We start from the raw sequence: 24,474 nt of genomic DNA, 5'->3' as shown, positions 1-24,474 counted from the left end.
CCTCAGTCGAGGATGAAACTTTCCAGGTAGGCGGGGTTGGCGCGGTCGAGCATCGACCGCGACCGGGCGCGGATCTGCCGGTCGCTGTGCTCACTGGCCGGGAGCATCCAGAACCGGTCGGCGAGGATGCCCTCGACGACGTGCTCGGCGACCTCCTCGACCGGCGTGAACTCCACCGCGTGGCCGGCCTCGCGCATCGCCGTCTCGTACTGGTCGAGGCTGCGGTACGGGGACTTGCGCGGCCGCTCCTTCGCATAGCGGTCGGACCGGTTGCGGTGCGACTCCCACAGTCCGGTGCGCAGCATGTGCGGTCCGGGGAAGAGGACGGAGGCCCCGACGTGGGCGCCCTCCGCCTTGAGGTGGGCGTAGAGCGACTCGGTCATGGTGACCACGGCCGCCTTGGTGACGGCGTAGACGGAGGCGGTGGGCAGCGGGGCGATGCCGCCGTCGCCGGAGGACGTGTTGACGACGTGGCCGGGTGCGCCGCCGGCGAGCATGCGCGGGACGAAGGCCTGGATCCCGTGGAAGACGCCCCAGACGTTGACGGAGAAGGCCCACTTCCAGTCGTTGGGTTCGTGCTCCCACATGCGGCCTTCGGCGCCGGAGCCGACGCCCGCGTTGTTGCAGAGCACGTGGACGGCGCCGAAGGCCTCGTACGCGGCGGCGGCGAGGGAGAGCACGGAGTCCCGGTCGCTGACGTCGACGGTCCGGGCGAGGACCTTCGCGCCGTCGGCCGTCAGTTCGTCGGCGGCCTTGCGCAGGGCGCCCTCCTCCACGTCGGCGAGGACCACTCTCAGCCCCTCGGCGGCGAAGCGGCGGGCCATGGCGAGGCCGATGCCGCTCGCGGCGCCGGTGACGACGGCCACCTGTCCCGGTTCGAGTCGCATGTCAGACGCTGCCTTCCGGGGGGCCGTCCAGGATCTGCATCGGGTCGTCGTAGCGCTGGTGGACGTACGGGAGCAGGGCCTGGGCGCTGACCCGCTCGACGACCCTGCCCCGCTGGTCGGTGGTCTTCTCACCGATGGTGATCTCCACGAGGCGGCGTACGGGAAGATCCGCGACCGGGTCGAACATCGACTCGCGCAGCACCACGTCACCGGTGACGTGCTCCAGTTTGCGGACCTTCTCGTTGCGGGTGCAGTGCACGAGGACGGGCTCGACGTCGAAGCCCGAACCGTCCACGGCGGGCAGGAACTTGAAGTAGAAGTCGGTCTTGGTGGCGGGTGCGGGCAGGGGCAGGGCGCGGTCCACCGCCCCGCGCACCTCGACGAAGGCGATCCCGTGCCGGGCGAGGGCGGCCCGTACGACGAGCCCGTCCCGCTCGACGGTGACCTCGCCCAGCTTCTTCGGCTCCCCGAACACCTCGCGGCCGCCGACCAGGGCCCGCTCGTGCGTCATCGGCATGACGAGCGGGTACCAGCCCTCGACCTCGCCGTGGCGGGCGGCGACGGCCACCGAGCCGGCGCCGAGCGGGTAGCCGGGCAGGTCGACCTTGCTGATGTTGGCTCGTACGAGGGGCCGCTCGGCGGGCTTGAGCGGCGGCGGCAGGACGGCCGCGACCACGTCCGCGTCGCTCTCCCAGACGGCCACCACCCCGGTGGACCAGATGTCCGGGAGTTTCGAGCTCTTCTCGCGCGACGCCGCGATCTCCGCCTCGGTGCGCGCTCCGTACCGTACGCGTGCCATGGGTGTACCACCCTTCGCTGGGTTTCCCGGGGGCTCTGTAACACAGTTACACCGCCGACGATGAAGGGTAAAGACCCACGCACACACAGAACTGACGGATCGACAGATTGGCGGCCTGCCTCATGGCCAGAAACTCGCTGACCCGCGAGGAGGTGTTGGAGGCGGCCGCGTCGCTGGTCAAGCAGCACGGCCCGGCGGCTCTCACCATGCGCAAACTCGCCGCCGAACTGGGCACGGCCGTCACCTCCATCTACTGGCACGTCGGCAACCGCGAATCACTGCTCGACGCCCTCGTGGAGCGGACCGTCCGGGACATGGGCGCGATCCTCCCCCGCCCCCCGTCCGGGGGGACCGGCGCCGCCCGCACCCCGGCCGACCGGATCCTCTCCGTGGCCCGGACCCTGCGCCGGGAACTGCGCGAACGCCCCCACCTGATCGCGATGGTCCACGAACGCGGGCTCACCGAGCGGATGTTCCTGCCCGCCCAACGGGCCCTGGTCCACGAGGTGCACGCCGCCGGACTGCGCGGGGCGCGGGCCGCCGACGCGGTCCGCGCGATCCAGTTCCAGATCGTCGGCTTCCTGCTCGTCGAGCGCAACCGCGAGCGCTCCCCCGTCCAGTCCCCCGCCGAGAGCGAGCTCTGGGACCCCGCCGACGCCCCCGACGACCCGGCGCTCGCCCGCGCACTGGCCCGCCCGGCCGACCCGGAACGGCTGTTCCTGCTCTCGGTTCGGGCACTCGTGGGCGCCCTGCTGTCCCCGCCGTCGGACCCGCCCCCGGACCCGGCGCCGGCGCGAACGGCTCGCGGCGGCTGACCTCGCCGGGGGCCGGGTCGACGGCCGGGGTACCCCGTCGGGGCCACGGGTGTCAGTCGGGGCCGATATCCTCTGTGACCATGCTCGACGACCGTACGACCGCAGAGACGATGTGGCCGACCGCGTACCCACAGGGGTACGCGGTCGTCGACGTGGAGACCACCGGGCTCGCGCGCGACGACCGGATAGTGTCCGCGGCCGTCTACCGGCTCGACGCGCAGGGCAACGTGGAGGACCACTGGTACACGCTGGTCAACCCGCGCAGGGATCCGGGCCCAGTCTGGATCCATGGCCTCACCACCGCCATGCTCCAGGACGCGCCGCTCTTCGAGGACATCGCCGAGGAGTTCGCGGGTCGCCTCGCGGACCGTGTCCTCGTCGCCCACAACGCCATCTTCGACTGGCAGATGATCGCCCGGGAGTACGCGCGGGCCGCCACGACGGCGCCCGTCCGCCAGCGGCTGTGCACCATCGCCCTGTCGAAGGAACTGAACCTGCCGCTGCCCAACCACAAGCTGGAGTCCCTCGCCGCGCACTTCGGCGTGGTCCAGCAGCGCGCCCACCACGCGCTCGACGACGCCCGGGTGCTCGCGGAGGCCTTCCGTCCGTCGCTGCACGCGGCCGCGCGGGACAACGTACGGCTGCCCCTGCTGGAGTGCCGGCCGTTGACGGAGTGGTCGGACACGCCGGCCGCCCCCCGGGTCGGCTACCAGGGGCCGTTCGGCGCGACCAGTTGGCGGGCCTCCCGCAAGCGGCCCGCGTGCCCGCACCCCAATCCGGGGCGGTTCGAGGACGGCAAGCCCCTCAAGCAGGGCATGCGGATCGCGTTCTCCGGGGACACCTCCGTGGACCGCGAGCTGCTGGAGGACCGGGCGATCGAGGCCGGCCTGCACGTCGCGACGAGTGTGTCGCGGCTCACGAGCCTGCTCGTCACCAACGACCCCGACTCCTCGACCTCGAAGACCGTCAAGGCGAAGTCCTTCGGCACCCCGGTGGTCGACGAGGCCGCCTTCACGCACCTGCTGCGGGACGTGGCTGCGGCAGACGGGTGAGCGTCGGGCGACTCGCCCGGCGCCCTCCTTCCCGGTCCGCCCGTCCGGTTCCACCCTGTGGCGCATGGCACGTTGTGAGGTCTGCGGAAACGATTACGGGATGTCTTTCGAGGTGCACGCGCAGGGCGCGGTGCACGTCTTCGACTGCTTCTCCTGCGCCATTCACCGCATGGCGCCCATCTGCGAGCACTGCCGGGTCCAGATCATCGGGCAGGGCGTCGACGTCGAGGGACAGTGGTACTGCGGGGCGCACTGCGCCCGTGCGGCCGGAAAGGCGGGCATCGTCGATCACGTCTGACCCTCCGTCGCTCCCCGACCCGTCGTCACCCGATCCCCCCGGTCCGGGCCCCGGACGGCCACCCGGCCGCCGGGGTCTTCTCGGCTGGGGGTACCGTCGAGGGCGTGTACCGCTTTGTACTGACCCGGCAGTGGGTGTGCCTGACCCTCATCGCCCTCGCCCTCATCCCCGCGATGATCAAGCTGGGCTTCTGGCAGTTCCACCGCCATGAGCACCGGGTGGCGCAGAACGAGCTGATCGCGCGGAACCTCTACGGGAAGCCGGTGCCCGTCACCGAGCTCACCTCCCCCGGTCACACCGTCCCCCGGGCCGACTACTGGCGCGCGGTCACCGCCACCGGCACGTACGACGCGGCGCACGAGGTCGTGGTCCGTCGGCGGACCAACAACGACGACAAGGTGGGCTTCCACGTCATCACCCCGCTGGTGCTGAGCGACGGCCGGGTCGTCCTGGTCAACCGCGGCTGGGTGGCGGGCGGCGACGACGCGCGCGCCTACCCGCCGGTGCCGGCCGCGCCGAAGGGCGAGGTCACGGTCACCGGACGACTGAAGGCCGACGAGACGAGCGGCGACAGCGGGATCAGGGACCGCAAGGGGCTGCCGGACCGCCAGGTGATGCTGATCAACAGCACGCAGCAGGCGCAGTACACGGGCCGGACCGTCCTCGGCGGCTACCTGGAACTCACCGCACCGGTCCCGGCGAACGGCAGCCCGGAGCCGGTGGGCGACCCCGACCACGACTCGATCGGCGCGCACATGGCGTACGCGATCCAGTGGTGGATGTTCACGGCCGGAGTGCCGGTGGGGTGGGTGATCCTGGTGCGCCGGGAGAAGCGGGACCGTGCGGAAGCGGCCGCGAAGGCCTCCTCGGAATCGGTGCCCGCTTCGGCGTAGCGTGTCGGGCATGGATCTTGGACTGAAGGACCGTGTCTACGTCGTCACCGGAGCCACCCGCGGACTGGGCTTCGCCTCCGCGCGCGAGCTGACCGCCGACGGCGCGAAAGTCGTACTGACCGGCCGTGACGCGGGGCGCGCGGCCGAGGCCGCCGCCTCCCTGGGCCCGAACGCGGCGGGAGTGGCGGCGGACAACGCCGATCCCGCGGCGGCCGCCCGGCTCGTCGCCGAGGCCCGGGAGCGCTTCGGGCGCCTCGACGGCATCCTGATCAGTGTCGGCGGGCCGGCCCCGGGCACGGCCGCGGACAACACCGACGAACAGTGGGCCGCCGCCTTCGAGTCGGTCTTCCTGGGCGCGGTCCGGCTCGCGCGCGCCGCGGCGGCCGAGCTGGGCGAGGGCGGCGTCATCGGGTTCGTGCTGTCGGGCTCGGTGCACGAACCGATCCCCGGGCTGACGATCTCGAACGGACTGCGGCCCGGGCTGGCCGGCTTCGCCAAGTCCCTGTCGGTGGAGCTGGGCCCGCGCGGGATCCGGGTGGTCGGGCTGCTGCCGGCCCGGATCGACACGGACCGGGTCCGGGAGCTGGACGCCCTGTCCGGCGACGCGGACGCCGCCAGGAAGACGAACGAGTCCCGCATCCCGCTGCGGCGCTACGGCACCCCGGAGGAGTTCGGTCGCACGGCGGCCTTCCTGCTGTCCCCGGCGGCCTCGTACCTGACGGGCGTCATGCTGCCGGTCGACGGAGGCTCCCGCCACGGCTTCTGACGACCGCTTCCGAGCACGGCTCGCGCCCCTCGGCCGGTGCGGCTCGGGTCTCAGGTGACCCGGGCCGCCCGGTGCGAGCCGACCTTGAGCCGGGCCTCCGCGGGGAGTTCGGGCAGGCCCGCCGAGGCCCGGGCGTGGGCGAGGACCGGCCCGGCGAGCCCGGCCAGCGCGTCGGCGGGGACCGCGTGCGGTTCCAGCTCCAGCGCGACCCGCAGGCTCGGCGTCTCCCGGCGCCCGCGCAGTGCGACCCGGCAGCGGGCGACCCCGTCCAGGGCCCCCGCCTCCGCGGCCACCGCCGACTCCAGCGCCCGCCCGCGCAGCAGCGCGTACGCCCCGTCCCCGGTGTCCACAAGCACGGCGTCCAGACGTGACCTGCGCAGTTGTGCCAGCAGCCACCACAGGGCGAGCAGTACGCACAGGCCCAGCCCGGCGATCACCGCCCACCACCACCAGCCGTCCGCGTGCCAGTACCGGTGCCGGGCCTGCGCCGTCAGCAACGGCGCGTGCCGGCCGCCCAGCGGCCAGGACCCGGTGAGCACCGAGATCCCGGCAGCCAGCAACACGGCTCCGATGATGGCCAGCAGTACCCGGTTGACCGAGCCGAGCATCGCGTCACCCTTTCCGGTTGACCCGTACGCGGGGCCCCGGCTCGTGCACGAGGCCCAGTTCCTCGATGCCGACGGCGAGTACCGCGTCCAGGTCGGCCCGTACCTCGTCCAGTTCGCGGAAGTGGGAGGTGGCCCGTACCCCGATGCGGGACCGGCCCACCTTGACCCGCACGGTGTTCACCCCGGGCACCTCCATGGCGCGGTCGCGCAGGACCAGCCCGGCCGCCTTGCGCCCCAGCCCGGCCCGCATCCCCGACTCCGAGGTGCGCATCTGCAGGATTCCGCGCAGCCCCGGGGTGACCGCCAGTACCAGCAGGACCGCCCCGATCAGCGCCAGTACCCCGGCGCCGATCAGGACCTCCGGGTCGACGGGGGTGTACCGCTCCAGTTGGAGGGCGAGTTCCCGCCGCCAGCGCATGCCGGGCCGGTGGGCGCGCACGGCAGCCAGGTCGTACAGGAGGACTCCGGCCGCGCCCAGCACGGCCAGCGCGGTCAGCGCGGCCGGGATCCGGCGCGCGGAGCGGAACCGGCGGGCATCGGCCGTCACCGCAGCCGCCGGTCCCGCCCGGCGGCTGCCGGGCGGATGTGCGCGGGGTGCAGGTGCTCGACCTCGACGGCCACCTCGGGCACCGTCATGGACGCGCACTGCTCGACGCGTTCGGCCACCCGGCGGCGGACGGCCGCGCTCTGGGCGGCGACGTCGGACGGGTAGGGCAGTTCCAGGCTCACCCGGACGCGTGCGATGTCGTGGTGGACGGTGACGGTGGCGTGCGGGGGCGCCGCCCCGTCCGCCTCGGCGACGAGCGCCTCGCGTGCGGCCTGCGCCGCGATCTTGGCGACGACCCGGTCCGCGATCCGGGTGGATCCCCGCTCGGCGGCGGGCACCCGGGTCGGCACGGCCCGCGGGGTGCTGGTGCTCATCGGGGCCTCACCTGCGCCGGTCGTCGCGTGGGCGGAACAGGTCGCCGAGTTCGAGGTCGCCGTCGAAGAAACGGCCGGCGACGAATCCGATGGCGCCGAGGGCGGCGACCAGCAGAAAGGCCCCGAAGCCGCCGAAGTAGCCGGCGAACCCCATTCCCATGCCGGCCAACAGGCCGGCAACCGCCATGCTCATGCGGGCTCCTCTCGGCTAGTGGAGCCTGGATTCCGGCTCGTCGTCCTCCTCGTCGGGCAGCTTGACGTCGCTGACCGCGATGTTGACCTCGACGACTTCCAGGCCCGTCATGCGCTCGACCGCCGAGATGACGTTCTCACGTACGGCCCGGGCGACGTCGCGGATCGACACGCCGTAGTCGACGACGATCTCCAGATCGAGGGCCGTCTGAACCTCGCCGACCTCCGCCTTGACGCCCCGGGACACGGAGGCTTTCGCCCCGCCGGGAACGCGGTCGCGGACGGCTCCGAAGGTGCGGGAGAGGCCGGTGCCGCTGCCCATCGCGTGGACGCCGACCACCTCGCGGGCGGCCAGTCCGGCGATCTTCTCGACCACCCCGTCGGCGATGCTGGTGCGGCCCCGTTCGGCCGGGTCCCGGTGGGAACCCCCTGCTGTGGATTCGGTCATCGTGTGTCCCTTCGCGCTTGCGGACTCCCGACCACGGTAAGCGCGAAGGCGCCCCTGCGCGCCGTGGACTGGGCCGATCGATCCACCCCCGGCCGTCTGCCCGCCTCCCCCGCCGCCAACCACCCGGCGCCGACCGGCCCGACGGGAGGCGGCGGGGCCGCACATGCCGACGGGGCCCGGTCCCCCCCGCGCGCACGGCGCCGGTGCGCGAGGGGTCCGGGCCCCGTCGGGGCGTGGAGGGGTTCGGGGTCAGTCGGAGAGCCCGGCCAGGTCACGCAGACGACGCGCCTGGGCGGCGCGCTCCGCGGTGCGCTGGGCGTCGTAGGGGCGGGCCGTGGCGTCGCGGAGCAGGGCCTTGGTCTCGATGACCGCGTCCCGCGGCGGGGCCAGCAGCGCGGTGGTCAGGTCCTTGACGGCCGCGTCGAGTTCGTCGACGGCGACCACCAGGTTCGCGAGGCCCACCCGCTCGGCCTCCTCGGCGTGCACGGAGCGGCCCGTCGCGCAGATCTCCAGCGCGCGGGCATAGCCGACGAGCGAGGTCAGCGGCTGGGTGCCGGCCAGGTCGGGCACCAGTCCCAGGCTGGTCTCGCGCATGGCGAACTGGACGTCGTCGGCGACCACCCGCAGGTCGCACGCGAGCGCGAGCTGGAAGCCGGCGCCGATCGCGTGCCCCTGCACGGCGGCGATGGAGATGATGTCGTTGCGGCGCCACCAGGTGAATGCCTCCTGGTACTCGGCGATGGTGCTGTCGAGCAGTTCGTCCGAACCGCGCGCCAGATCGAGGAAGGACGGCTCACCCTCGAAGCCTTCAGGGGTGAACGCCTGACGGTCGAGCCCTGCGGAGAAGGACTTGCCTTCACCGCGCAGCACGACGACCCGAACGGTGCCCGGCAACGACCGTCCGGCCTCCGTCAACGCCCGCCAGAGCGCGGGGGACTGAGCGTTTCGCTTGGCCGGATTGGTCAGTGTCACCGTGGCGACCGTGTCGTCGACGGTGAGCCGTACGCCGTCCTTGTCGAGCAGAGCCATGTCGGTGCCCTCCGGTGTGTAGTCGGCCGCGAGCCCGGCCTAAGTGACTGCACAGTAACCACCCAGCCGACCATATGACCGACCGGGGGGTCACCGAAGGAACCGTCATGCCTCGGAACCGTTTGAGCAGAACGTCAAACGTCACGCATGGAGCTGTGGAGCGTCTCCGGCCGGATCAGGCCGAGGCCGCCTTCTTGCCGCGCGTCGCGCCACCGCGACCACGCAGCACGACTCCGGACTCACTGAGCATCCGATGGACGAATCCGTACGACCGGCCGGTTTCTTCGGCCAGCGCCCGGATACTCGCACCGGAGTCATATTTTCTCTTCAGGTCTGCCGCGAGCTTGTCGCGCGCGGCGCCGGTTACCCGGCTGCCCTTCTTCAGAGTCTCGGCCACCCGTGCCTCCTCATGGGAAGTGCGCTCTGGACTTCTCATGATCACCCCTCCCACGCTTCCTGGCCACCCATTCAGCAAGGTCGGTGCGACGGCATTTCTCAAGGAGTGGACACGGGAGCAGAACGGAATCTTCTCTTCCGCTGCATGACTTACGTCACATTCCTTCACCCCTGACGGGAATCAGCAGGTCAGAGGCCCGGCATGGAAAAGACGACGGCCCCGGCCGCGTACCCGAGCGGGTACGGCCGGGGCCGTCAAACACCGTGCGACGGTATGAGACCGCCTCACTCAGATGATGGATCACGCGTGGGCCGAATGATCCATAACGCACTGGATCAACGAACCGGACCCGCTCGGCGGGCCCGCGACACGCCGATCAGGCGAGGGCGACCAGGTCCCGGTAGTCCGGGCCCCACAGGTCCTCGACCCCGTCCGGCAGCAGGATGATCCGCTCCGGCTCCAGGGCCTCGACCGCGCCCTCGTCGTGCGTGACGAGGATGACGGCGCCCTTGTACGTGCGCAGCGCGCCCAGGATCTCCTCGCGGCTGGCCGGGTCGAGGTTGTTCGTGGGCTCGTCGAGGAGCAGCACGTTCGCCGAGGAGACGACCAGCGTGGCCAGGGCCAGCCGGGTCTTCTCGCCGCCGGAGAGCACGCCCGCGGGCTTGTCCACGTCGTCGCCGGAGAACAGGAACGAGCCGAGCGTCTTGCGGACGGCGACCAGGTCCAGGTCGGGGGCGGAGGAGCGCATGTTCTCCAGGACCGTGCGCTCCGGGTCCAGGGTCTCGTGCTCCTGCGCGTAGTAGCCCAGCTTGAGGCCGTGACCGGGCACGACCGTGCCGGTGTCCGGCTTCTCGGTGCCCGAGAGCAGGCGCAGCAGCGTGGTCTTGCCGGCGCCGTTGAGGCCGAGGATGACCACGCGGGAGCCCTTGTCGATGGCCAGGTCGACGTCGGTGAAGATCTCCAGGGACCCGTAGGACTTCGACAGGCCCTCGGCGGTGAGCGGGGTCTTGCCGCAGGGCGCCGGGTCCGGGAAGCGGAGCTTGGCGACCTTGTCGGACACGCGGACGGCGTCCAGGCCCGCGAGCAGCCGGTCGGCGCGCTTGGCCATGTTCTGCGCGGCGACGGTCTTGGTGGCCTTGGCGCGCATCTTGTCGGCCTGCGAGTTCAGGGCCGCGGCCTTCTTCTCGGCGTTCTGGCGCTCGCGCTTGCGGCGCTTCTCGTCGGCCTCGCGCTGCTGCTGGTAGAGCTTCCAGCCCATGTTGTAGACGTCGATCTGGGAGCGGTTCGCGTCCAGGTAGAAGACCTTGTTGACGACGGTCTCGACCAGGTCGACGTCGTGGGAGATCACGATGAAGCCGCCGCGGTAGGTCTTCAGGTAGTCGCGCAGCCAGACGATGGAGTCGGCGTCGAGGTGGTTCGTGGGCTCGTCGAGGAGCAGGGTGTCGGCGTCCGAGAAGAGGATGCGGGCGAGCTCGACGCGGCGGCGCTGGCCACCGGAGAGGGTGTGGAGCGGCTGGCCGAGGACCCGGTCGGGCAGGCCGAGGGCGGCCGAGATGGTGGCGGCCTCCGCCTCGGCGGCGTAGCCGCCCTTGGTCAGGAACTCGGTCTCCTGGCGCTCGTACTGCTTCATCGCCTTGTCGCGGGTGCCGCCGGAGCCGGTGGCGATGCGCTCCTCGTTCATCCGCATCTTCTTGATCAGCACGTCGAGTCCGCGCGCGGAGAGGATCCGGTCGCGGGCCAGTACGTCGAGGTCGCCGGTGCGCGGGTCCTGCGGCAGGTAGCCGACCTCACCGGATCGGGTGATCGTGCCGCCGGCGGGCTGACCCTCGCCCGCGAGGCACTTGGTGAGGGTGGTCTTGCCCGCCCCGTTGCGGCCGACCAGACCGATGCGGTCGCCCTTGGCGACGCGGAAGGAGGCGGACTCGATGAGGATGCGGGCGCCGGCGCGCAGCTCGATGCCGGTGGCGGTGATCACGGAAATACTCCAGGGCGGTGGGGACGGCGGAAGGGGGGCAGGACGCGCGGGACTTCCGACGCCGCTAATCCGCGAGGAGATTTGCCATGGAGACATTCTAACGGGGGCGCGCAACCACTTTTCGGGCCGCCCGGCCCCGATCGCCCCGGGCGGCGCCCCTCCCCCGTGTCCCCCGTTCGGCGCAGGGCCCACGCCGATCGTCCGGGGCGCGTACCAGGATGAAGGGGTTGATACTCGCCGCAGGGGCGGACACGAGGAATCGAGGGCGGTGCGGCATGCAGTTCGACGACAACGCCAATCTGGACACGTCCGAGGTCAAGGACGTGCGGGGCAGCCGCATCCCCGGCGGGAGGGCCACGGTCGGCGGCGGCATCGTCGGTCTCATCGCACTGATCATGGGGTTGCTCTTCGGCGTGGGTCCCGAGCAGCTGGGGCTGACCGAGGGCAATCCCGAGCCGGTGGCCACCTCCTCCTCCGCGAGCCAGGTGCAGCAGGCGTGCCGCACGGGGCAGGACGCGAACACCCGTGAGGACTGCCGGCTCGTCGCGGTGGTGAACAGCACCCAGGACTTCTGGAAGCAGGAGTTCCAAAAGCGCGGGGGGCAGTACAGCCCGGCCTCGACGGTGTTCTTCACCGGCCGGGTGAACACCGCGTGCGGCGCGGCCACCTCCGCGGTCGGCCCCTTCTACTGCCCCTCCGACCGGCAGGTCTACCTGGACCTCGGCTTCTTCGAGGAGCTGCGGACGAAGTTCGGCGCCACCGGCGGACCCTTCGCCCAGGCCTACGTCGTCGCCCACGAGTACGGGCACCACATCCAGAACCTGACCGGCACCCTCCAGCGGGCCCAGGACGGCCGGCAGGGCGCGAACAGCAACGCGGTCAAGGTCGAGCTCCAGGCGGACTGCTACGCGGGGGTGTGGGCGCACAACGCGACGCGCACCCCGGACGAGTCCACCGGACGCCCGCTGATCACCAGGCTGACCGACGAGGACATCAAGGACGGTCTGGACGCGGCGGCGGCGGTCGGCGACGACCGGATCCAGGAGAAGTTCCAGGGGCGGGTCACCCCCGAGTCGTGGACGCACGGCAGCGCCGAGCAGCGCCGGCAGTGGTTCTACCAGGGTTACCGGACGGGCGACATGGCCCAGTGCAACACCTTCCGCTGACTGTCGGTGGCGCCTGCCATGCTGTGTCGTGGGTCACATGCCGGTGGTGACAGGCCGTTGGTCACGGACCCGTCCAGGCACGCAGGCGCACTGCACGAGAGGGAGTGATCGTCATGGCAGGTGTTCCGTCCGTCTACCCGACTCTGCTCTACCGCGACGCCAAGACCGCCATCCAACTGCTGACGGAGGCGTTCGGGTTCACGCAGGTCGCGGTGTACGAGGGTGAGGACGGGGCCGTGATGCACGCGGAACTGTCCTACGGCAACGGCGCGGTGATGCTCGGCAGCAAGGGCCGCGGCGGCCAGTTCGACAAGGTGATGGCGGAAGCCGGGCCGACCGGGGTGTATGTGGTCGTCGACGACGTGGACGCCCACCACCGCAGAGCGGTCGAGCACGGGGTGGAGATCCTGATGGAGCCCACCGACCAGGACTACGGATCGCGCGACTACATGGCGCGCGACGCCGAGGGCAACGTCTGGAGCTTCGGGACGTACGCGCCGCAGATCTGACCCTGCGGCGCGTCCTCGTCGTGCGGGGGCTACGCCCCGCCGGTGTGGACCTGGAACGCGGCCCGCCGGACCGCCTTGGCCAGGGCCGGGTCGGGGTGGGCCGCGGCCAGCGCGACCAGGACCTGCACGGTGCGCGGGTGGCCGACGGCGCGGACCTCGTCCAGCAGCCTCGGAACCGTGGTGCGGACCGCCGAGTCGAGGTGGCGGGCCAGCAGTTCGGCCTCGCCGTGGTCGGCGATGGCCGCCGCCGTGTCCACCCAGAGCCAGGTCGACTCCTCGGCGGTGAGCACGTCCTGCGCCTCGTCCGGGTCCACCCCGTCGTGCTCGGCGAGCCAGAGCAGGGCGTACGGACGCAGCGCGGGTTCCCGTACGGCGGCGCGCACGTCGGGCTCGGCGGGGGCGCCGACGACGCGCAGGGCCTCGAAGGCGAGTCCGCGCGTCAGGGCGTCCTCGCCGCGGGCGGCCTGGAGGAGTTCGCCGATGGCGTGGCCGACGGGGCGGGCGGCGAGCCAGGCCCGGTACTCGGCGCGGGCCGGCCCGGGGGTGAGGCGGGCGCAGCCGTGCAGCATCGCGGCGGCGGACTGCTCGATGTTCCCGGCGGGGCTCTGCGCGGCGACGCAGATCTGTTCCAGCTTGACCCAGACGGCCCAGCTGCCCAGCGGCGTCAGGGCGGCCTGTGCGGGGCCGAGGGTGACGGCGTCCACGGCGGCGAGGCCGCCGAGCGCCCAGCGCAGCAGCCGGGCGAGCGGGACGGGCTCCGCGGGGGCGCCCTGGGCCGGGAGGACCGCCTGGGCGGTCGCCGAGCCGGCCGTCGCCCCGTCCGGGCCGCCGTTCGCGCAGGTCCCGTAGGGCACTTCGCAGCGCTCGTCGCGCAGTTCGGTGACGCGCTGGCCCAGCAGGTCCAGCAGGTCCGGGACGGTCACCGGGCCGGCGGACAGCTGGAGCAGCGAGAGCAGTTGGGGCATGGCCTCGACGACTTCCGCGACCACGGCGGGGGCGATGTCGGCGGGGGCCGGGTGGACGAGGGACCAGGCGTCGAAGAGGGCGACCCAGCCGCGCAGCACGGCCGTGTCGTCGCGGTCCCAGGCGCGCAGCCGCCAGCCCGGCCGGGCGTCGCCGCCGTGCACCTCGACGAGACCGGCGAGTCTGGAGCGGTCCCAGCCGACCCTGATCTGGCCGTGGGTCAGGTTCAGTTCCGCCGCGGCCCGTTCGACGTCGGCGGTCGAGAGCCCCGCCGCCGGTGCGGGCCGGCCGCCGTCACCCGCCCCGAGGTGCAGCTCGGCCCAGCGGGCCAGGCGCACCGCGTCGGCGAGGGAGGCCCGGGCCCTGTTCGCGAGGTCGGCCGTGGCGGGTGTGCCCGCCGGAGGCCGGGGGGCGGGTCGGGTCCTTCGGTCGGTCACCGCCTTGCGGGCCGCGGCCACGGAACGCGGGGAGACGAGTCGGAGTCTGGAGTCGCGAGCCAACTGCTCATCAGGCTTTCGGGACGTCACGGAAGCAGTCTCGCCCGTCACTGGCCGAAAGCCCAAACGGAACCGGTCGTTACCGCCGGCCGCCGGGGGGATGGAACGGAACAAACCGCCCGCGGTGTCCCGTCCTGCACACGCCCGTCACATGAGGGGGGTGAGGAAGCGGCGCAACGCCTCTTCGTAGCCGGCGGGATCGGCGTTCCACATCGCGCCGTGCGGGGCGTCGGGAACGGTGCGCAGGGTGACGAGGTCGGGTCGGGCGGCGGCGAGCCGGCGGGACGCCTCCCACGGGGCGAGCCCGTCGTCCGGGCCGTGGAAGATCAGGACGGGGACGCGGAGCGCGTCGGGGTCCGCTCCCGGGGCGCGGTGGTCGGCCCGCAGTCCGGCGCGGCCCTCGGCGGCCCGGATGACGAGCGGGATCAGGGGTGCGGGGGTGCGTCGGGCGGCGGTCAGGCCCCGCAGGGTGGCGTGCCAGTCGAGCACCGGGGAGTCGAGCACCAGCCCCGAGATCCGACCGGCCAGCGCCGACCGTTCGACGGCGCGCAGGGCCATGGCGGCCCCGGTGGACCAGCCGTGCAGGATCACGCGGCGGGCGCCGTAGCGGAGGGCGTAGCGGATGGCCGCGTCCAGGTCCCGCCATTCGGATTCGCCGAGGTGGCCGAGGCCGTCCGGGGAGGCGGGGGCGCCGAGGTCGCCGCGGTAGGCGAGGTCGAGGACGGGGAGGTGGTGGCGGTGCAGGAAGGGCATGACCACCATCGGGTGTTCCCGGGTGGCGCCGAGGCCGTGCACGGTGATCACCCAGGTGTCCCGGGCCGCGGGAACGAACCAGGCGGGCAGCGGGCCGAGCTCGCCGGGGACGTCCACGTCGGCGTGGTCGAGCCCGAGGGCGGTGCGCGGGTTGCCCAGGTGCACCTGGGGGGTGAGGGTGACCCGGGTTCCGGGTTCGAGGCTGCCGTGGGTGACGGCGACGAGCCGCCGGACGACGGTGTCCGGGGCGTGCGCGACGTCGGCGACGACGGGGCCGACCACCGCGTGCACCCCGGGCGCGTCCAGTCCGTACGTGCCGGGGCGCAGGGAGGCGAGCGAGCGGGTCAGGGTGATCAGGCCGGCGGTGGTGGAGTGGACGCTGAGCCGGGGGCCGCCGGGGAGCGGGCGGCCGGGTTCGGTTCGCAGGGCCGCGTCGGCGGCGTACCGACCGGCGGCGACGGCGGCAGCGCCGGCACCGATCAGGGTCGTGGTGACGGCCGCTGCCGTCGTCGTGGCGGTTCGCACCGCTCCAGTCTCGGCGCGCGAGGGCGGACGGGCCACCGGAGGGGATGCGTCCGCCTCCGTCGGCGGGAGAACGGAACGGCGAGCGGAACGCGGCCGCCGCGATGCGTGCGGGAGTGATGTAGGTCTCTTCGGGGCCCGCGGGAGGGGTGTTCGCCCGGCCGAAGCGCCCCCGCCCGACCGCGTGTTCACCCCGCCCTGACGTGCATTAATCGATATATCTACGAAGGAATCGGGAAATACAACCCGATCGAGCCGTGGCGTGATCCACCACCCGGTCCCATCCAGTTCATCTTCCGTTCACTCAGGTTGCCTACGGTCGCCGAACCACTGACGTCAAACAGAAGCCTGGGTAAATGGAGCACATAACGCTTCTCCTCGGGATCGTGGTCATCACCGCTCTCGTGTTCGACTTCACGAACGGTTTCCACGACACGGCCAACGCGATGGCCACCACCATCTCGACCGGCGCCCTCAAGCCCAAGACCGCGGTCGCCATGTCCGCCGTGCTGAACCTGGTCGGCGCCTTCCTGTCGGTGGAGGTCGCCAAGACGATCTCCAGCGGACTCGTCAACGAGAGCGGCATCCAGCCCGAAGTGATCTTCGCGGCGCTCGTCGGCGCGATCCTCTGGAACCTGGTGACCTGGCTGGTCGGCCTGCCCTCCAGCTCCTCGCACGCCCTGATGGGCGGCCTGATCGGCGCGGCCGTCGCCTCGGCCGGTCTCGACGCCGTCAACGGCGGTGTGATCGTCACCAAGGTGCTGCTGCCCGCCATCGCCGCGCCGCTGGTCGCCGGCTTCGCCGCCATGCTGGCCACGAAGCTCTCGTACAAGGTCGGCAAGAACCTCGGCGCGAAGACCTCGGCCAAGGGCTTCCGGGCCGGTCAGATCACCTCCGCGGGTCTCGTCTCGCTGGCGCACGGCACCAACGACGCGCAGAAGACGATGGGCATCATCACCCTGGCGCTCGTCGCCGGGAACGCCCTGCCCGCCGGGTCCAACCCGCCGGTCTGGGTCATCGTCTCCGCCGGTCTCGCCATCGCGATGGGCACCTACCTGGGCGGCTGGCGCATCATCCGCACCATGGGCAGCGGCCTGACCGACCTGCAGCCGCAGCAGGGCTTCGCCGCCCAGACCTCGGCCGCCAGCGTCATCCTGGCCTCCTCGAACCTCGGCTTCTCCCTCTCCACCACCCACTCGTGCTCCGGCGCGGTCATGGGCGCGGGGCTGGGTCGCAAGGGCGGTGTGGTCCGCTGGTCCACCGCCACCCGGATGTTCATCGCCTGGGGCCTGACCCTGCCGGCCGCCGCGCTCGTCGCCGCGGGCGCCGAGCTGGTCATGCGCACCGGTGACATCGGCGTCGCCGCCGTCGCGGTCTTCCTCGTCGCGTCCTGCTTCGCCATCTGGGTCATCTCGCGCCGCCAGGTCGTCGACCACCACAACGTCACCGCCGCGGAGCCCGCCGGCTCCGAGGTCGCGACCGAGGAGGCCGGCGTGGTCACCACGGCCATCGCGGCCGTCACCGTCCCGCCGACCGCGGCCGCCGCGGCCGCGATCGCCGCGGACGACGACCTCCGGGCCACCATCCCGGCCGCCGCCGCTCCCGCGGCCCCGACGACCCCGTCGGCTCCGGCCGCCGCGGTCTGACCCCCGAGAACGACAGAGGAATCCGCAGTATGAAGATCGACTGGGCAGCACTCGGCTCCGTCTTCGGGGTCAGCCTCTCCGCCACCGTCGCCCTCGTGGCCCTCTTCACCCTGGGTCTGGTCGGCCTGTCCAAGCACGAGACCGCCACCGAGCAGGGCGGGGCCGCCACCCTGGCCCGCAGCGGCGCGTACGCGTGCTTCGCGCTCTGCGCGGCGGCCGTGACCTTCGGGATCTATCTGATCGTCAGCTGACGTCGCACGTCCGAAAGCTCCCTCCGGGTCCGTCCCGGGGGGAGCTTTCGCATGCCGTCGCCCCACACTCACCGCAGGTCAACAGCAAGTTGACGGGCGTTCCTGGGCCGTGGTGGACTGCCCGAGCCAATACGGCGGCATGGAGAGGAAGTCCGGTGCGAATCCGGCGCGGTCCCGCCACTGTCACCGGGGAGCGCACACCGCCCGTGCGCCCCGGGAGCCAGGAACTCTCGCCGCCGGACACGTCGAACCAGGGCGCGGACCCTGAGTGAGGACATACCTGCCACCATGCGTGCCGATCGCGTTTTCGCGTACGGCGTCACGGCGGGCCTGATCGGCGACCGGATCCTCGGGGATCCGCGCCGCGGGCACCCCGTGGCCGCCTTCGGAAGAGCCGCCGCCTCCGTCGAACGCGCCCTGTGGCGCGACGACCGCGCCCGCGGCGTCGTGCACGCCCTGGTGTGCGTGGGGGGCGCGGCCGCGCTCGGCGCGCTGGGCTCACGGGCCGTGCGCTCCCGGCCCGCGGCCGCCCGTGTCGCCCTCACCGCCGTCGCGACCTGGGCCGTCGTCGGCGGCACCTCCCTCGGACGGGAGGCCCGTGCCATCGGCGTGGCGCTCTCCGCCGGGGACACCGAGGTGGCCCGCGAACGACTGCCGCACCTGTGCGGGCGCGATCCGCAGGCCCTGGACGATCAGCAGATGGCCCGCGCGGTCGTGGAGTCCGTCGCCGAGAACACCTCCGACGCGGTGGTCGGGGCCCTGGTCTGGGGCGCCGTCGCCGGCGTGCCCGGCCTGCTGGCCTTCCGCGCCGTGAACACGTTGGACGCGATGGTGGGCCACAGGTCGCCCCGCCACTTCCGCTACGGCTGGGCCTCCGCCCGGCTCGACGACCTGGCCGGCTGGCCGGGGGCCCGGTTGACGGCGCTGGCCGCGGTACTGGCCGGCCCCGACCGGCGGGGAGCCGTGCGGGCCTGGCGCGCCGACGCCGCCGCGCACCCGAGCCCGAACGCGGGCCCGGTGGAGGCCTCCTTCGCCGGCGCGCTGGGCGTTCGGCTGGGCGGCACCCTCGCGTACGGGGGGCGGGTCGAACACCGGGCCGTGTTGAACGGCGCCGCGGGCCGGCCGGTGGAGGTCGCGGACATCGAACGCGCCGTACGGCTGTCGCGTCGGGTGACGTGGGTGGCGCTGGCCTCGTGTGTGGCACTGCGGTGTGCGGTGTCGCGTCGGTTCGGGAAGGGAAGCGCGTGACGGCTACCAGGCGGGGCGGCGGTCTGTTGGTCGCCGGGACGACCTCGGACGCGGGCAAGAGCGTGGTCACGGCGGGCATCTGTCGCTGGCTGACCCGCCGGGGCGTCAAGGTCGCGCCGTTCAAGGCCCAGAACATGTCGTTGAACTCCTTCGTCACGCGGGAGGGCGCCGAGATCGGGCGGGCCCAGGCCATGCAGGCCCAGGCCGCCCGCGTGGAGCCGACGGCGCTGATGAACCCGGTGCTGCTCAAGCCCGGCGGCGACCAGAGCAGCCAGGTGGTGCTGCTGGGCAAGCCGGTGGGCGAGATGAGCGCGCGCGGGTTCTTCGGGGAGCCCGGCGGGTCCTCGACCGGGAAGGAGCTGCACGGGGGCGGTCGGGAACGGCTCCTCGGGGTCGTCACGGACTGTCTGGAGCAGCTCCGGGGCACGTATGACGCCGTGATCTGCGAGGGGGCGGGCAGTCCGGCCGAGATCAACCTGCGCCGGACCGACATCGTGAACATGGGCATCGCGCGGGCCGCGCGCTTCCCCGTGGTCGTGGTCGGGGACATCGACCGGGGCGGGGTCTTCGCGTCGTTCTTCGGGACCACGGCGCTGCTGTCGCCCGAGGACCAGTCGCTGATCGCGGGTTACCTGGTGAACAAGTTCCGCGGCGACGTGTCGTTGCTGGAGCCGGGCATGGAGATGCTGCGCGGGCTGACCGGTCGGGCCACGTACGGCGTGCTGCCGTTCCGGCACGGGCTGGGCATCGACGAGGAGGACGGCCTGCGGGTCTCGCTGCGGGGCGCGGTGCGCGAGTCCGCGGTGGCCCCGCCGGTGGGCGCGGACGTGCTGCGCGTCGCGGTCTGCGCGGTCCCGCTGATGTCGAACTTCACGGACGTCGACGCGCTCGCGGCGGAGCCGGGGGTGGTGGTCCGGTTCGTGGACCGGGCCGAGGAGTTGGTCGACGCCGACCTGGTCGTCGTACCGGGCACCCGCGGCACGGTGAAGGCGTTGGCGTGGCTGCGGGAGCGCGGTCTCGCCGACGCGCTGGCCGCGCGGGCGGCCGAGGGCCGGCCGGTCCTGGGGATCTGCGGCGGGTTCCAGGTGCTCGGCGAGCACATCGAGGACGAGGTGGAGTCCCGGGCGGGCGCCGTCGACGGTCTCGGCCTGCTGCCGGTACGGGTCCGTTTCGCGCGGGAGAAGACCCTGGCGCGGCCCGTGGGCTCCGCGCTGGGCGAGGAGGTCTCGGGGTACGAGATCCACCACGGCGTGGCCGAGGTGCTGGGCGGGACCCCCTTCCTGGACGGCTGCCGGGTCGGCGAGGTGTGGGGAACGCACTGGCACGGCTCGCTGGAGTCGGACGGCTTCCGCCGGGCCTTCCTGCGGGAGGTCGCGGCCGCGGCCGGGCGGCGTTTCGTCCCGGCGCCGGACACCTCGTTCGGCGCGCTGCGCGAGGAACAGCTCGACTTGCTGGGCGACCTGATCGAGGAACACGCCGACACCGACGCGCTGATGCGGCTGATCGAGGGCGGGGCCCCGACGGGCCTCCCCTTCCTGCCGCCGGGCGCCCCGTGAGGGGCGCGGGCCCCGGTCCGGCCGCACATCCGAGGGGCCGCCGATCCGGCGGCACCGATGTCCATCGCAAGCCACTCGAAGGAGTGACCGTCTCATGAGCAGCGCCCACTTTCCGTTCTCGGCCGTGGTCGGGCAGGACGACCTGCGGTTGGCCCTGCTCCTCAACGCCGTGAGCCCGGCGGTCGGCGGCGTGCTCGTGCGCGGCGAGAAGGGGACCGCGAAGTCCACCGCCGTGCGCGCGCTCTCCGCGCTGCTGCCGCGGGTGGACGTCGTGCCCGGCTGCCGGTTCTCGTGCGCGCCCGCCGCGCCCGACCCCGACTGCCCCGACGGACCCCACGAGGCGGGTCCCGGCGGGGAGCGCCCGGCCCGGATGGTCGAGCTGCCCGTCGGCGCCTCCGAGGACCGTCTGGTCGGCTCCCTCGACATCGAACGCGCCCTGTCCGAGGGGGTGAAGGCCTTCGAGCCCGGCCTGTTGGCCGACGCGCACCGGGGGATCCTGTACGTCGACGAGGTGAACCTGCTCCACGACCACCTGGTGGACGTGCTGCTCGACGCCGCCGCGATGGGCGCCTCGTACGTCGAGCGCGAGGGCGTCTCCGTACGGCACGCGGCCCGGTTCCTGCTCGTCGGGACGATGAACCCGGAGGAGGGCGAGCTGCGCCCGCAGCTCCTGGACCGGTTCGGGCTGACCGTCGAGGTCGCCGCGTCGCGCGAGCCGGCGCAGCGCGTCGAGGTGGTGCGCCGCCGGCTGGCGTACGAGGACGACCCCGCCGGGTTCGCGAGCCGCTGGGCCGGTGACGAGCACGACGTGCGCGCCCGTGTGGTGGCCGCGCGGGCCCTGCTGCCGCGGGTCGTGCTCGGTGACACCTCGTTGTTGCAGATCGCCGCCACCTGCGCCGGTTTCGAGGTCGACGGCATGCGCGCCGACATCGTGATGGCCCGTACGGCGACGGCCCTGGCCGCCTGGGCCGGGCGGACCGACGTGGTCAAGGAGGACGTGCGGCAGGCCGCGCTGCTGGCGCTCCCCCACCGCCGCCGCCGGGCCCCGTTCGACGCGCCCGGCCTCGACGAGGACAAGCTGGACCGGATCCTGGACGAGTTCCCCGACGACGAACCGGAGCCCGAACCGGAACCCGAGGGCCCGGACGACCGCGGCCCCGGCGACGAGGGCCCGGACGACGGCGGGCCGGACGGCGGCGGCGGCGCGCCGCAGGGCGAGGAGCCCCAGGCACCGGACTCCCCCGAGGCGCCGGGGACCCCCGACACCGGGGGGACCTCCGACGCCGGGGAGGCTCCCGACGCGCCGGAGTCCACCGAGGACCCGCGGTCCCCGGCCCCGCGGGGTGGCGCCCCGGAGCAGGCCGCCGTACGGGCCTCCGAGCCGTTCCGCACCAAGATGTTGAGCGTGCCCGGGCTCGGCGAGGGCGCGGCCGGCCGTCGCTCGCGTGCCCGGACGGCGCACGGCCGGACCACCGGCTCCCAGCGCCCCCGGGGGCAGCTGACGAAGCTGCACCTGGCCGCGACCGTGCACGCCGCCGCCCCGCACCAGAAGGCGCGCGGGCGCAGCGGGCGCGGGCTGGTGGTGCGCAAGGACGACCTGCGGCAGGCCACCCGGGAGGGCCGCGAGGGCAACCTGGTGCTCTTCGTCGTGGACGCGTCGGGTTCGATGGCCGCCCGGCAGCGCATGAGCGCGGTCAAGGGCGCCGTGCTGTCGCTGCTCCTGGACGCCTACCAGCGCCGGGACAAGGTCGGTCTGATCACCTTCCGGGGTGCGGGCGCCGAGCTGGCGTTGCCGCCGACGTCCTCGGTGGACGCGGCCGCCGCGCGGCTGGAGCAGTTGCCGACCGGGGGCCGCACCCCGCTGGCCGCCGGTCTGTTGAAGGCGCGCGAGGTGCTGCGGATCGAGCGGCTGCGGGACCCTTCGCGGCGGCCGCTGCTGGTGGTCGTCACCGACGGGCGGGCCACGTCGGCCGGCGGTCTGGGCGGCGACGCGCGGGAGTTGGCCGGGCGCGGGGCGCGGCTGTTGGCCGCCGAGGGGGTCACCTCGGTCGTCGTCGACTGTGAGAGCGGGCCGGTCCGGCTGGGCCTGGCCGGGGTGTTGGCCGCCGATCTGGGCGGGCCCGCGGTCAGCCTCGACGGGCTGCGGGCCGACAGCCTGGCGGGGCTCGTGAAGAACGTTCGTACATCGGTGGAATCCGCCCGGTCGCCGCAGGGCGCCGGCAACAGGAGGGCCGCGTAATGCCGCAGGGACAGCCGTCCGTCGTTCCGGACGACGGACTCACGACGCGCCAGCGTCGCAACCGCCCGCTCGTCTTCGTCCACACCGGCCCCGGCAAGGGCAAGTCGACGGCGGCCTTCGGGTTGGCGCTGCGCGCCTGGAACCAGGGCTGGCCGATCGGGGTGTTCCAGTTCGTCAAGTCGGCGAAGTGGAAGGTCGGCGAGGAGAACGCGCTGAAGGTGCTCGGCGCCTCGGGCGAGGGCGGTTCCGTCGTCTGGCACAAGATGGGCGAGGGCTGGTCGTGGGTCCAGCGTGACGCGCAGCTCGACAACGAGCAGGCGGCCAAGGAAGGCTGGGAGCAGGTCAAGCGCGATCTGGCCGCCGAGACGCACCGGCTGTACGTGCTCGACGAGTTCGCGTACCCGATGCACTGGGGCTGGATCGACGTGGACGAGGTGATCGAGGTGCTGCGCAACCGTCCCGGCACCCAGCACGTGGTGATCACGGGTCGCAACGCGCCGGAGGAGCTGGTGGAGTTCGCGGACCTGGTCACCGAGATGACCAAGGTCAAGCACCCCATGGACGCCGGCCAGAAGGGCCAGAAGGGCATCGAGTGGTGACATCGCTCCCCATACCGCGCCTGGTGATCGCCGCGCCGTCCTCCGGCAGCGGCAAGACCACCGTCGCGACGGGCCTGATGGCGGCCTTCTCGGAGCGCGGCCTCGCCGTGTCCCCGCACAAGGCCGGGCCCGACTACATCGACCCGGGTTACCACGCGCTGGCCACCGGCCGGCCGGGGCGGAACCTGGACGCCTTCATGTGCGGGCCGGAGCTGGTCGCCCCGCTCTTCGCGCACGGGGCGGCCGGGTGCGACCTGGCCCTGATCGAGGGCGTGATGGGCCTGTACGACGGGGCGGCGGGGCGCGGCGAGCTGGCCTCGACGGCGCAGGTCGCCAAGCTGCTGCGGGCGCCGGTGGTCCTGGTCGTGGACGCCTCCTCGCAGTCGCGGTCGGTGGCGGCGCTGGTGCACGGCTTCGCCTCGTTCGACCCGCAGGTGCGGCTCGGGGGCGTGATCCTCAACAAGGTCGGCTCCGACCGGCACGAGGTCATGCTCCGGGAGGCCCTGGAGGAGGCCGGGATGCCGGTTCTGGGTGTCCTGCGGCGGGCTCCGCAGGTCGCGGCGCCCTCGCGGCACCTGGGGCTGGTACCGGTGGCCGAGCGCCGGGCCGACGCGGTGTCCTCGGTGGGGGCGCTCGCCGACCAGGTCCGGGCGGGCTGTGACCTGGACGCGCTGATGGCCCTGGCCCGGACCGCGCCGCCGCTGGACGGCGAGGCGTGGGACGCCGGTGCGGCGATCGCGTCGGCGTCGGGACCGGCGGTGGGCGGGGCGCTCGCGGACGGCCTCGCGCAGGCGGGGCGGGGCGGCCGGCCGCTGGTCGCCGTGGCGGGCGGGGCCGCGTTCACGTTCTCGTACGCCGAGCACGCGGAGTTGCTCACCGCCGCAGGGGCGGACGTCGTCACCTTCGATCCGCTGCGGGACGAACGGTTGCCCGACGGGACCGCCGGGCTGGTGATCGGCGGCGGGTTCCCCGAGGTGTACGCGCCCGAGCTGTCCGCCAACGAGCCGCTGCGCGGGGCCGTCGCCGCCTTCGCCGCGGCCGGCGGACCGGTGGCGGCGGAGTGCGCGGGGCTGCTGTACCTCGGGGCGTCGTTGGACGGCAAGCCGATGTGCGGGGTGCTGGACGCGCATGCCCGGATGTCGGAGCGGCTGACGTTGGGCTACCGCGAGGCGGTGGCGGTGTCCGACAGCTCGCTCGCCGTGGCGGGGACCAGGTTGCGCGGGCACGAGTTCCACCGCACGGTGATCGAGCCGGGCGCCGGTGCCTCGCCCGCGTGGGGGTTCACGCATCCCGAGCGTCGCGTCGAGGGGTTCGTGCGGGACGGGGTGCACGCCAGCTATCTGCACACGCACTGGGCGGCGGCCCCGGCCGTCGCGCGGCGGTTCGCCGGGTCCGCCCGGCGCTTCGCGGAAGCCGCGGCGCCGGCCCGGTGACCTCGGTCCGCG

At 73.3% G+C, this 24,474-nt stretch carries 26 protein-coding genes and 1 riboswitch; of the genes, 14 read left to right on the top strand and 12 right to left on the bottom strand.

Translation table 11 applies throughout. The features are described 5' to 3' along the window. Positions 1-2 precede the first annotated feature (2 nt). Both OG906_RS25870 and OG906_RS25865 read right to left on the bottom strand, forming a co-directional pair. Positions 3-887 (bottom strand): SDR family NAD(P)-dependent oxidoreductase, encoded by an 885-nt coding sequence (locus OG906_RS25870; RefSeq protein ID WP_329446156.1) that lies wholly within the window; start codon positions 885-887, stop codon positions 3-5. A gap of 1 nt (position 888) precedes the next feature. Then, the gene (locus OG906_RS25865) at positions 889-1,686 is read right to left on the bottom strand and encodes an acetoacetate decarboxylase family protein (RefSeq protein WP_329446155.1); all 798 of its coding nucleotides are present in this window, start codon (positions 1,684-1,686) and stop codon (positions 889-891) included. A gap of 122 nt (positions 1,687-1,808) precedes the next feature. Here OG906_RS25865 and OG906_RS25860 point away from each other — a divergent pair, with 122 nt between their 5' ends. From OG906_RS25860 to OG906_RS25840, 5 genes are all read left to right on the top strand, one after another. Beyond that, the gene (locus OG906_RS25860; RefSeq protein WP_329446153.1) at positions 1,809-2,501 is read left to right on the top strand and encodes a TetR/AcrR family transcriptional regulator; all 693 of its coding nucleotides are present in this window, start codon (positions 1,809-1,811) and stop codon (positions 2,499-2,501) included. Positions 2,502-2,575: 74 nt separating this feature from the next. Further along, positions 2,576-3,553: a DEDDh family exonuclease gene (locus OG906_RS25855; protein ID WP_267796600.1), complete on the top strand. Its 978-nt coding sequence runs from the start codon at positions 2,576-2,578 to the stop codon at positions 3,551-3,553. A gap of 64 nt (positions 3,554-3,617) precedes the next feature. After that, positions 3,618-3,851 carry a hypothetical protein gene (locus OG906_RS25850; RefSeq protein WP_078998905.1) on the top strand — a complete coding sequence of 78 codons (234 nt, stop codon included), beginning with the start codon at positions 3,618-3,620 and terminating at the stop codon, positions 3,849-3,851. A gap of 104 nt (positions 3,852-3,955) precedes the next feature. Beyond that, positions 3,956-4,744: an SURF1 family cytochrome oxidase biogenesis protein gene (locus OG906_RS25845; protein WP_267796596.1), complete on the top strand. Its 789-nt coding sequence runs from the start codon at positions 3,956-3,958 to the stop codon at positions 4,742-4,744. 10 nt (positions 4,745-4,754) lie between these two features. Beyond that, entirely contained in the window at positions 4,755-5,510 is a 756-nt protein-coding gene (locus OG906_RS25840; RefSeq protein ID WP_329446150.1) for an SDR family oxidoreductase, read from the top strand. A 50-nt stretch (positions 5,511-5,560) separates the two neighbouring features. On the opposite strand, the gene amaP is transcribed toward OG906_RS25840, so the two are convergent. The 8 genes from amaP to OG906_RS25800 all read right to left on the bottom strand — a co-directional run bounded on the left by amaP (position 5,561) and on the right by OG906_RS25800 (position 11,080). Then, on the bottom strand, positions 5,561-6,118 hold the full coding sequence (amaP, locus tag OG906_RS25835) for an alkaline shock response membrane anchor protein AmaP (protein ID WP_267825985.1): 558 nt from the start codon (positions 6,116-6,118) through the stop codon (positions 5,561-5,563). Between the two features lie 4 nt (positions 6,119-6,122). Further along, complete coding sequence (locus tag OG906_RS25830; protein ID WP_385640041.1) at positions 6,123-6,764, bottom strand: DUF6286 domain-containing protein; 642 nt, start codon at positions 6,762-6,764, stop codon at positions 6,123-6,125. After that, positions 6,662-7,039, bottom strand: a complete 378-nt coding sequence (locus OG906_RS25825) for a hypothetical protein (protein ID WP_329446146.1) — start codon at positions 7,037-7,039, stop codon at positions 6,662-6,664. The genes OG906_RS25830 and OG906_RS25825 overlap by 103 nt, the downstream gene beginning before the upstream one ends. Before the next feature lie 7 nt (positions 7,040-7,046). Further along, positions 7,047-7,232 (bottom strand): hypothetical protein, encoded by a 186-nt coding sequence (locus OG906_RS25820; protein ID WP_267796590.1) that lies wholly within the window; start codon positions 7,230-7,232, stop codon positions 7,047-7,049. A 15-nt stretch (positions 7,233-7,247) separates the two neighbouring features. Continuing rightward, positions 7,248-7,679, bottom strand: a complete 432-nt coding sequence (locus tag OG906_RS25815) for an Asp23/Gls24 family envelope stress response protein (RefSeq protein WP_053678589.1) — start codon at positions 7,677-7,679, stop codon at positions 7,248-7,250. Between the two features lie 249 nt (positions 7,680-7,928). Beyond that, complete coding sequence (locus OG906_RS25810; protein ID WP_267796587.1) at positions 7,929-8,708, bottom strand: enoyl-CoA hydratase/isomerase family protein; 780 nt, start codon at positions 8,706-8,708, stop codon at positions 7,929-7,931. 175 nt (positions 8,709-8,883) lie between these two features. Continuing rightward, complete coding sequence (locus OG906_RS25805) at positions 8,884-9,105, bottom strand: helix-turn-helix domain-containing protein (RefSeq protein ID WP_267796585.1); 222 nt, start codon at positions 9,103-9,105, stop codon at positions 8,884-8,886. A 376-nt stretch (positions 9,106-9,481) separates the two neighbouring features. Further along, a complete protein-coding gene (locus OG906_RS25800) occupies positions 9,482-11,080 on the bottom strand; it encodes an ABC-F family ATP-binding cassette domain-containing protein (RefSeq protein WP_266972086.1) in 1,599 nt (532 codons plus the stop codon). A 275-nt stretch (positions 11,081-11,355) separates the two neighbouring features. Between OG906_RS25800 and ypfJ the strand changes: the two genes are divergently transcribed. After that, positions 11,356-12,246, top strand: coding sequence for a KPN_02809 family neutral zinc metallopeptidase (ypfJ, locus tag OG906_RS25795; protein WP_329446141.1), 891 nt, complete (start codon positions 11,356-11,358; stop codon positions 12,244-12,246). Positions 12,247-12,359: 113 nt separating this feature from the next. Then, positions 12,360-12,755, top strand: coding sequence for a VOC family protein (locus OG906_RS25790; RefSeq protein WP_267796581.1), 396 nt, complete (start codon positions 12,360-12,362; stop codon positions 12,753-12,755). A gap of 29 nt (positions 12,756-12,784) precedes the next feature. On the opposite strand, the gene OG906_RS25785 is transcribed toward OG906_RS25790, so the two are convergent. Together OG906_RS25785 and OG906_RS25780 are read right to left on the bottom strand one after the other, a co-directional pair. Further along, positions 12,785-14,245, bottom strand: coding sequence for a hypothetical protein (locus OG906_RS25785; RefSeq protein ID WP_392892202.1), 1,461 nt, complete (start codon positions 14,243-14,245; stop codon positions 12,785-12,787). Positions 14,246-14,362: 117 nt separating this feature from the next. After that, positions 14,363-15,493, bottom strand: a complete 1,131-nt coding sequence (locus OG906_RS25780) for an alpha/beta hydrolase family protein (RefSeq protein WP_329446138.1) — start codon at positions 15,491-15,493, stop codon at positions 14,363-14,365. 353 nt (positions 15,494-15,846) lie between these two features. Here OG906_RS25780 and OG906_RS25775 point away from each other — a divergent pair, with 353 nt between their 5' ends. The 7 genes from OG906_RS25775 to OG906_RS25745 all read left to right on the top strand — a co-directional run bounded on the left by OG906_RS25775 (position 15,847) and on the right by OG906_RS25745 (position 24,462). After that, positions 15,847-17,136 carry an inorganic phosphate transporter gene (locus OG906_RS25775; protein WP_329446136.1) on the top strand — a complete coding sequence of 430 codons (1,290 nt, stop codon included), beginning with the start codon at positions 15,847-15,849 and terminating at the stop codon, positions 17,134-17,136. 29 nt (positions 17,137-17,165) lie between these two features. Next, entirely contained in the window at positions 17,166-17,387 is a 222-nt protein-coding gene (locus OG906_RS25770) for a hypothetical protein (protein WP_266972080.1), read from the top strand. A 144-nt stretch (positions 17,388-17,531) separates the two neighbouring features. Continuing rightward, positions 17,532-17,617: riboswitch (cobalamin riboswitch) on the top strand. A 58-nt stretch (positions 17,618-17,675) separates the two neighbouring features. After that, positions 17,676-18,635 carry a cobalamin biosynthesis protein gene (locus OG906_RS25765; RefSeq protein WP_329446133.1) on the top strand — a complete coding sequence of 320 codons (960 nt, stop codon included), beginning with the start codon at positions 17,676-17,678 and terminating at the stop codon, positions 18,633-18,635. Continuing rightward, the gene (locus tag OG906_RS25760) at positions 18,632-20,191 is read left to right on the top strand and encodes a cobyric acid synthase (RefSeq protein ID WP_329446131.1); all 1,560 of its coding nucleotides are present in this window, start codon (positions 18,632-18,634) and stop codon (positions 20,189-20,191) included. The genes OG906_RS25765 and OG906_RS25760 overlap by 4 nt, the downstream gene beginning before the upstream one ends. A gap of 94 nt (positions 20,192-20,285) precedes the next feature. Next, entirely contained in the window at positions 20,286-22,430 is a 2,145-nt protein-coding gene (locus tag OG906_RS25755) for a putative cobaltochelatase (RefSeq protein WP_329446129.1), read from the top strand. Then, a complete protein-coding gene (gene cobO / locus OG906_RS25750) occupies positions 22,430-23,029 on the top strand; it encodes a cob(I)yrinic acid a,c-diamide adenosyltransferase (protein ID WP_329446127.1) in 600 nt (199 codons plus the stop codon). Before OG906_RS25755 ends, cobO begins: the two co-directional genes overlap by 1 nt. Then, the gene (locus OG906_RS25745; protein WP_329446126.1) at positions 23,023-24,462 is read left to right on the top strand and encodes a cobyrinate a,c-diamide synthase; all 1,440 of its coding nucleotides are present in this window, start codon (positions 23,023-23,025) and stop codon (positions 24,460-24,462) included. The genes cobO and OG906_RS25745 overlap by 7 nt, the downstream gene beginning before the upstream one ends. Positions 24,463-24,474 lie beyond the last annotated feature (12 nt).

Source organism: Streptomyces sp. NBC_01426 (genome assembly GCF_036231985.1).
Lineage (GTDB): Bacteria > Actinomycetota > Actinomycetes > Streptomycetales > Streptomycetaceae > Streptomyces.
The sequence above is the reverse complement of the archived record's forward strand: the minus strand, read 5'-3'. Positions and strand labels throughout refer to the sequence as shown.

Coding starts and splice junctions, on each gene's coding strand:
- OG906_RS25870 (WP_329446156.1), bottom strand. CDS start 887: ATGCGACTCGAACCGGGACAGGTGGCCGTCGTCACCGGCGCCGCGAGC.
- OG906_RS25755 (WP_329446129.1), top strand. CDS start 20,286: ATGAGCAGCGCCCACTTTCCGTTCTCGGCCGTGGTCGGGCAGGACGAC.
- OG906_RS25820 (WP_267796590.1), bottom strand. CDS start 7,232: ATGAGCATGGCGGTTGCCGGCCTGTTGGCCGGCATGGGAATGGGGTTC.
- OG906_RS25770 (WP_266972080.1), top strand. CDS start 17,166: ATGAAGATCGACTGGGCAGCACTCGGCTCCGTCTTCGGGGTCAGCCTC.
- OG906_RS25765 (WP_329446133.1), top strand. CDS start 17,676: ATGCGTGCCGATCGCGTTTTCGCGTACGGCGTCACGGCGGGCCTGATC.
- OG906_RS25865 (WP_329446155.1), bottom strand. CDS start 1,686: ATGGCACGCGTACGGTACGGAGCGCGCACCGAGGCGGAGATCGCGGCG.
- OG906_RS25815 (WP_053678589.1), bottom strand. CDS start 7,679: ATGACCGAATCCACAGCAGGGGGTTCCCACCGGGACCCGGCCGAACGG.
- amaP (WP_267825985.1), bottom strand. CDS start 6,118: ATGCTCGGCTCGGTCAACCGGGTACTGCTGGCCATCATCGGAGCCGTG.
- OG906_RS25840 (WP_329446150.1), top strand. CDS start 4,755: ATGGATCTTGGACTGAAGGACCGTGTCTACGTCGTCACCGGAGCCACC.
- OG906_RS25825 (WP_329446146.1), bottom strand. CDS start 7,039: ATGAGCACCAGCACCCCGCGGGCCGTGCCGACCCGGGTGCCCGCCGCC.
- ypfJ (WP_329446141.1), top strand. CDS start 11,356: ATGCAGTTCGACGACAACGCCAATCTGGACACGTCCGAGGTCAAGGAC.
- OG906_RS25810 (WP_267796587.1), bottom strand. CDS start 8,708: ATGGCTCTGCTCGACAAGGACGGCGTACGGCTCACCGTCGACGACACG.
- OG906_RS25850 (WP_078998905.1), top strand. CDS start 3,618: ATGGCACGTTGTGAGGTCTGCGGAAACGATTACGGGATGTCTTTCGAG.
- cobO (WP_329446127.1), top strand. CDS start 22,430: ATGCCGCAGGGACAGCCGTCCGTCGTTCCGGACGACGGACTCACGACG.
- OG906_RS25860 (WP_329446153.1), top strand. CDS start 1,809: ATGGCCAGAAACTCGCTGACCCGCGAGGAGGTGTTGGAGGCGGCCGCG.
- OG906_RS25775 (WP_329446136.1), top strand. CDS start 15,847: ATGGAGCACATAACGCTTCTCCTCGGGATCGTGGTCATCACCGCTCTC.
- OG906_RS25790 (WP_267796581.1), top strand. CDS start 12,360: ATGGCAGGTGTTCCGTCCGTCTACCCGACTCTGCTCTACCGCGACGCC.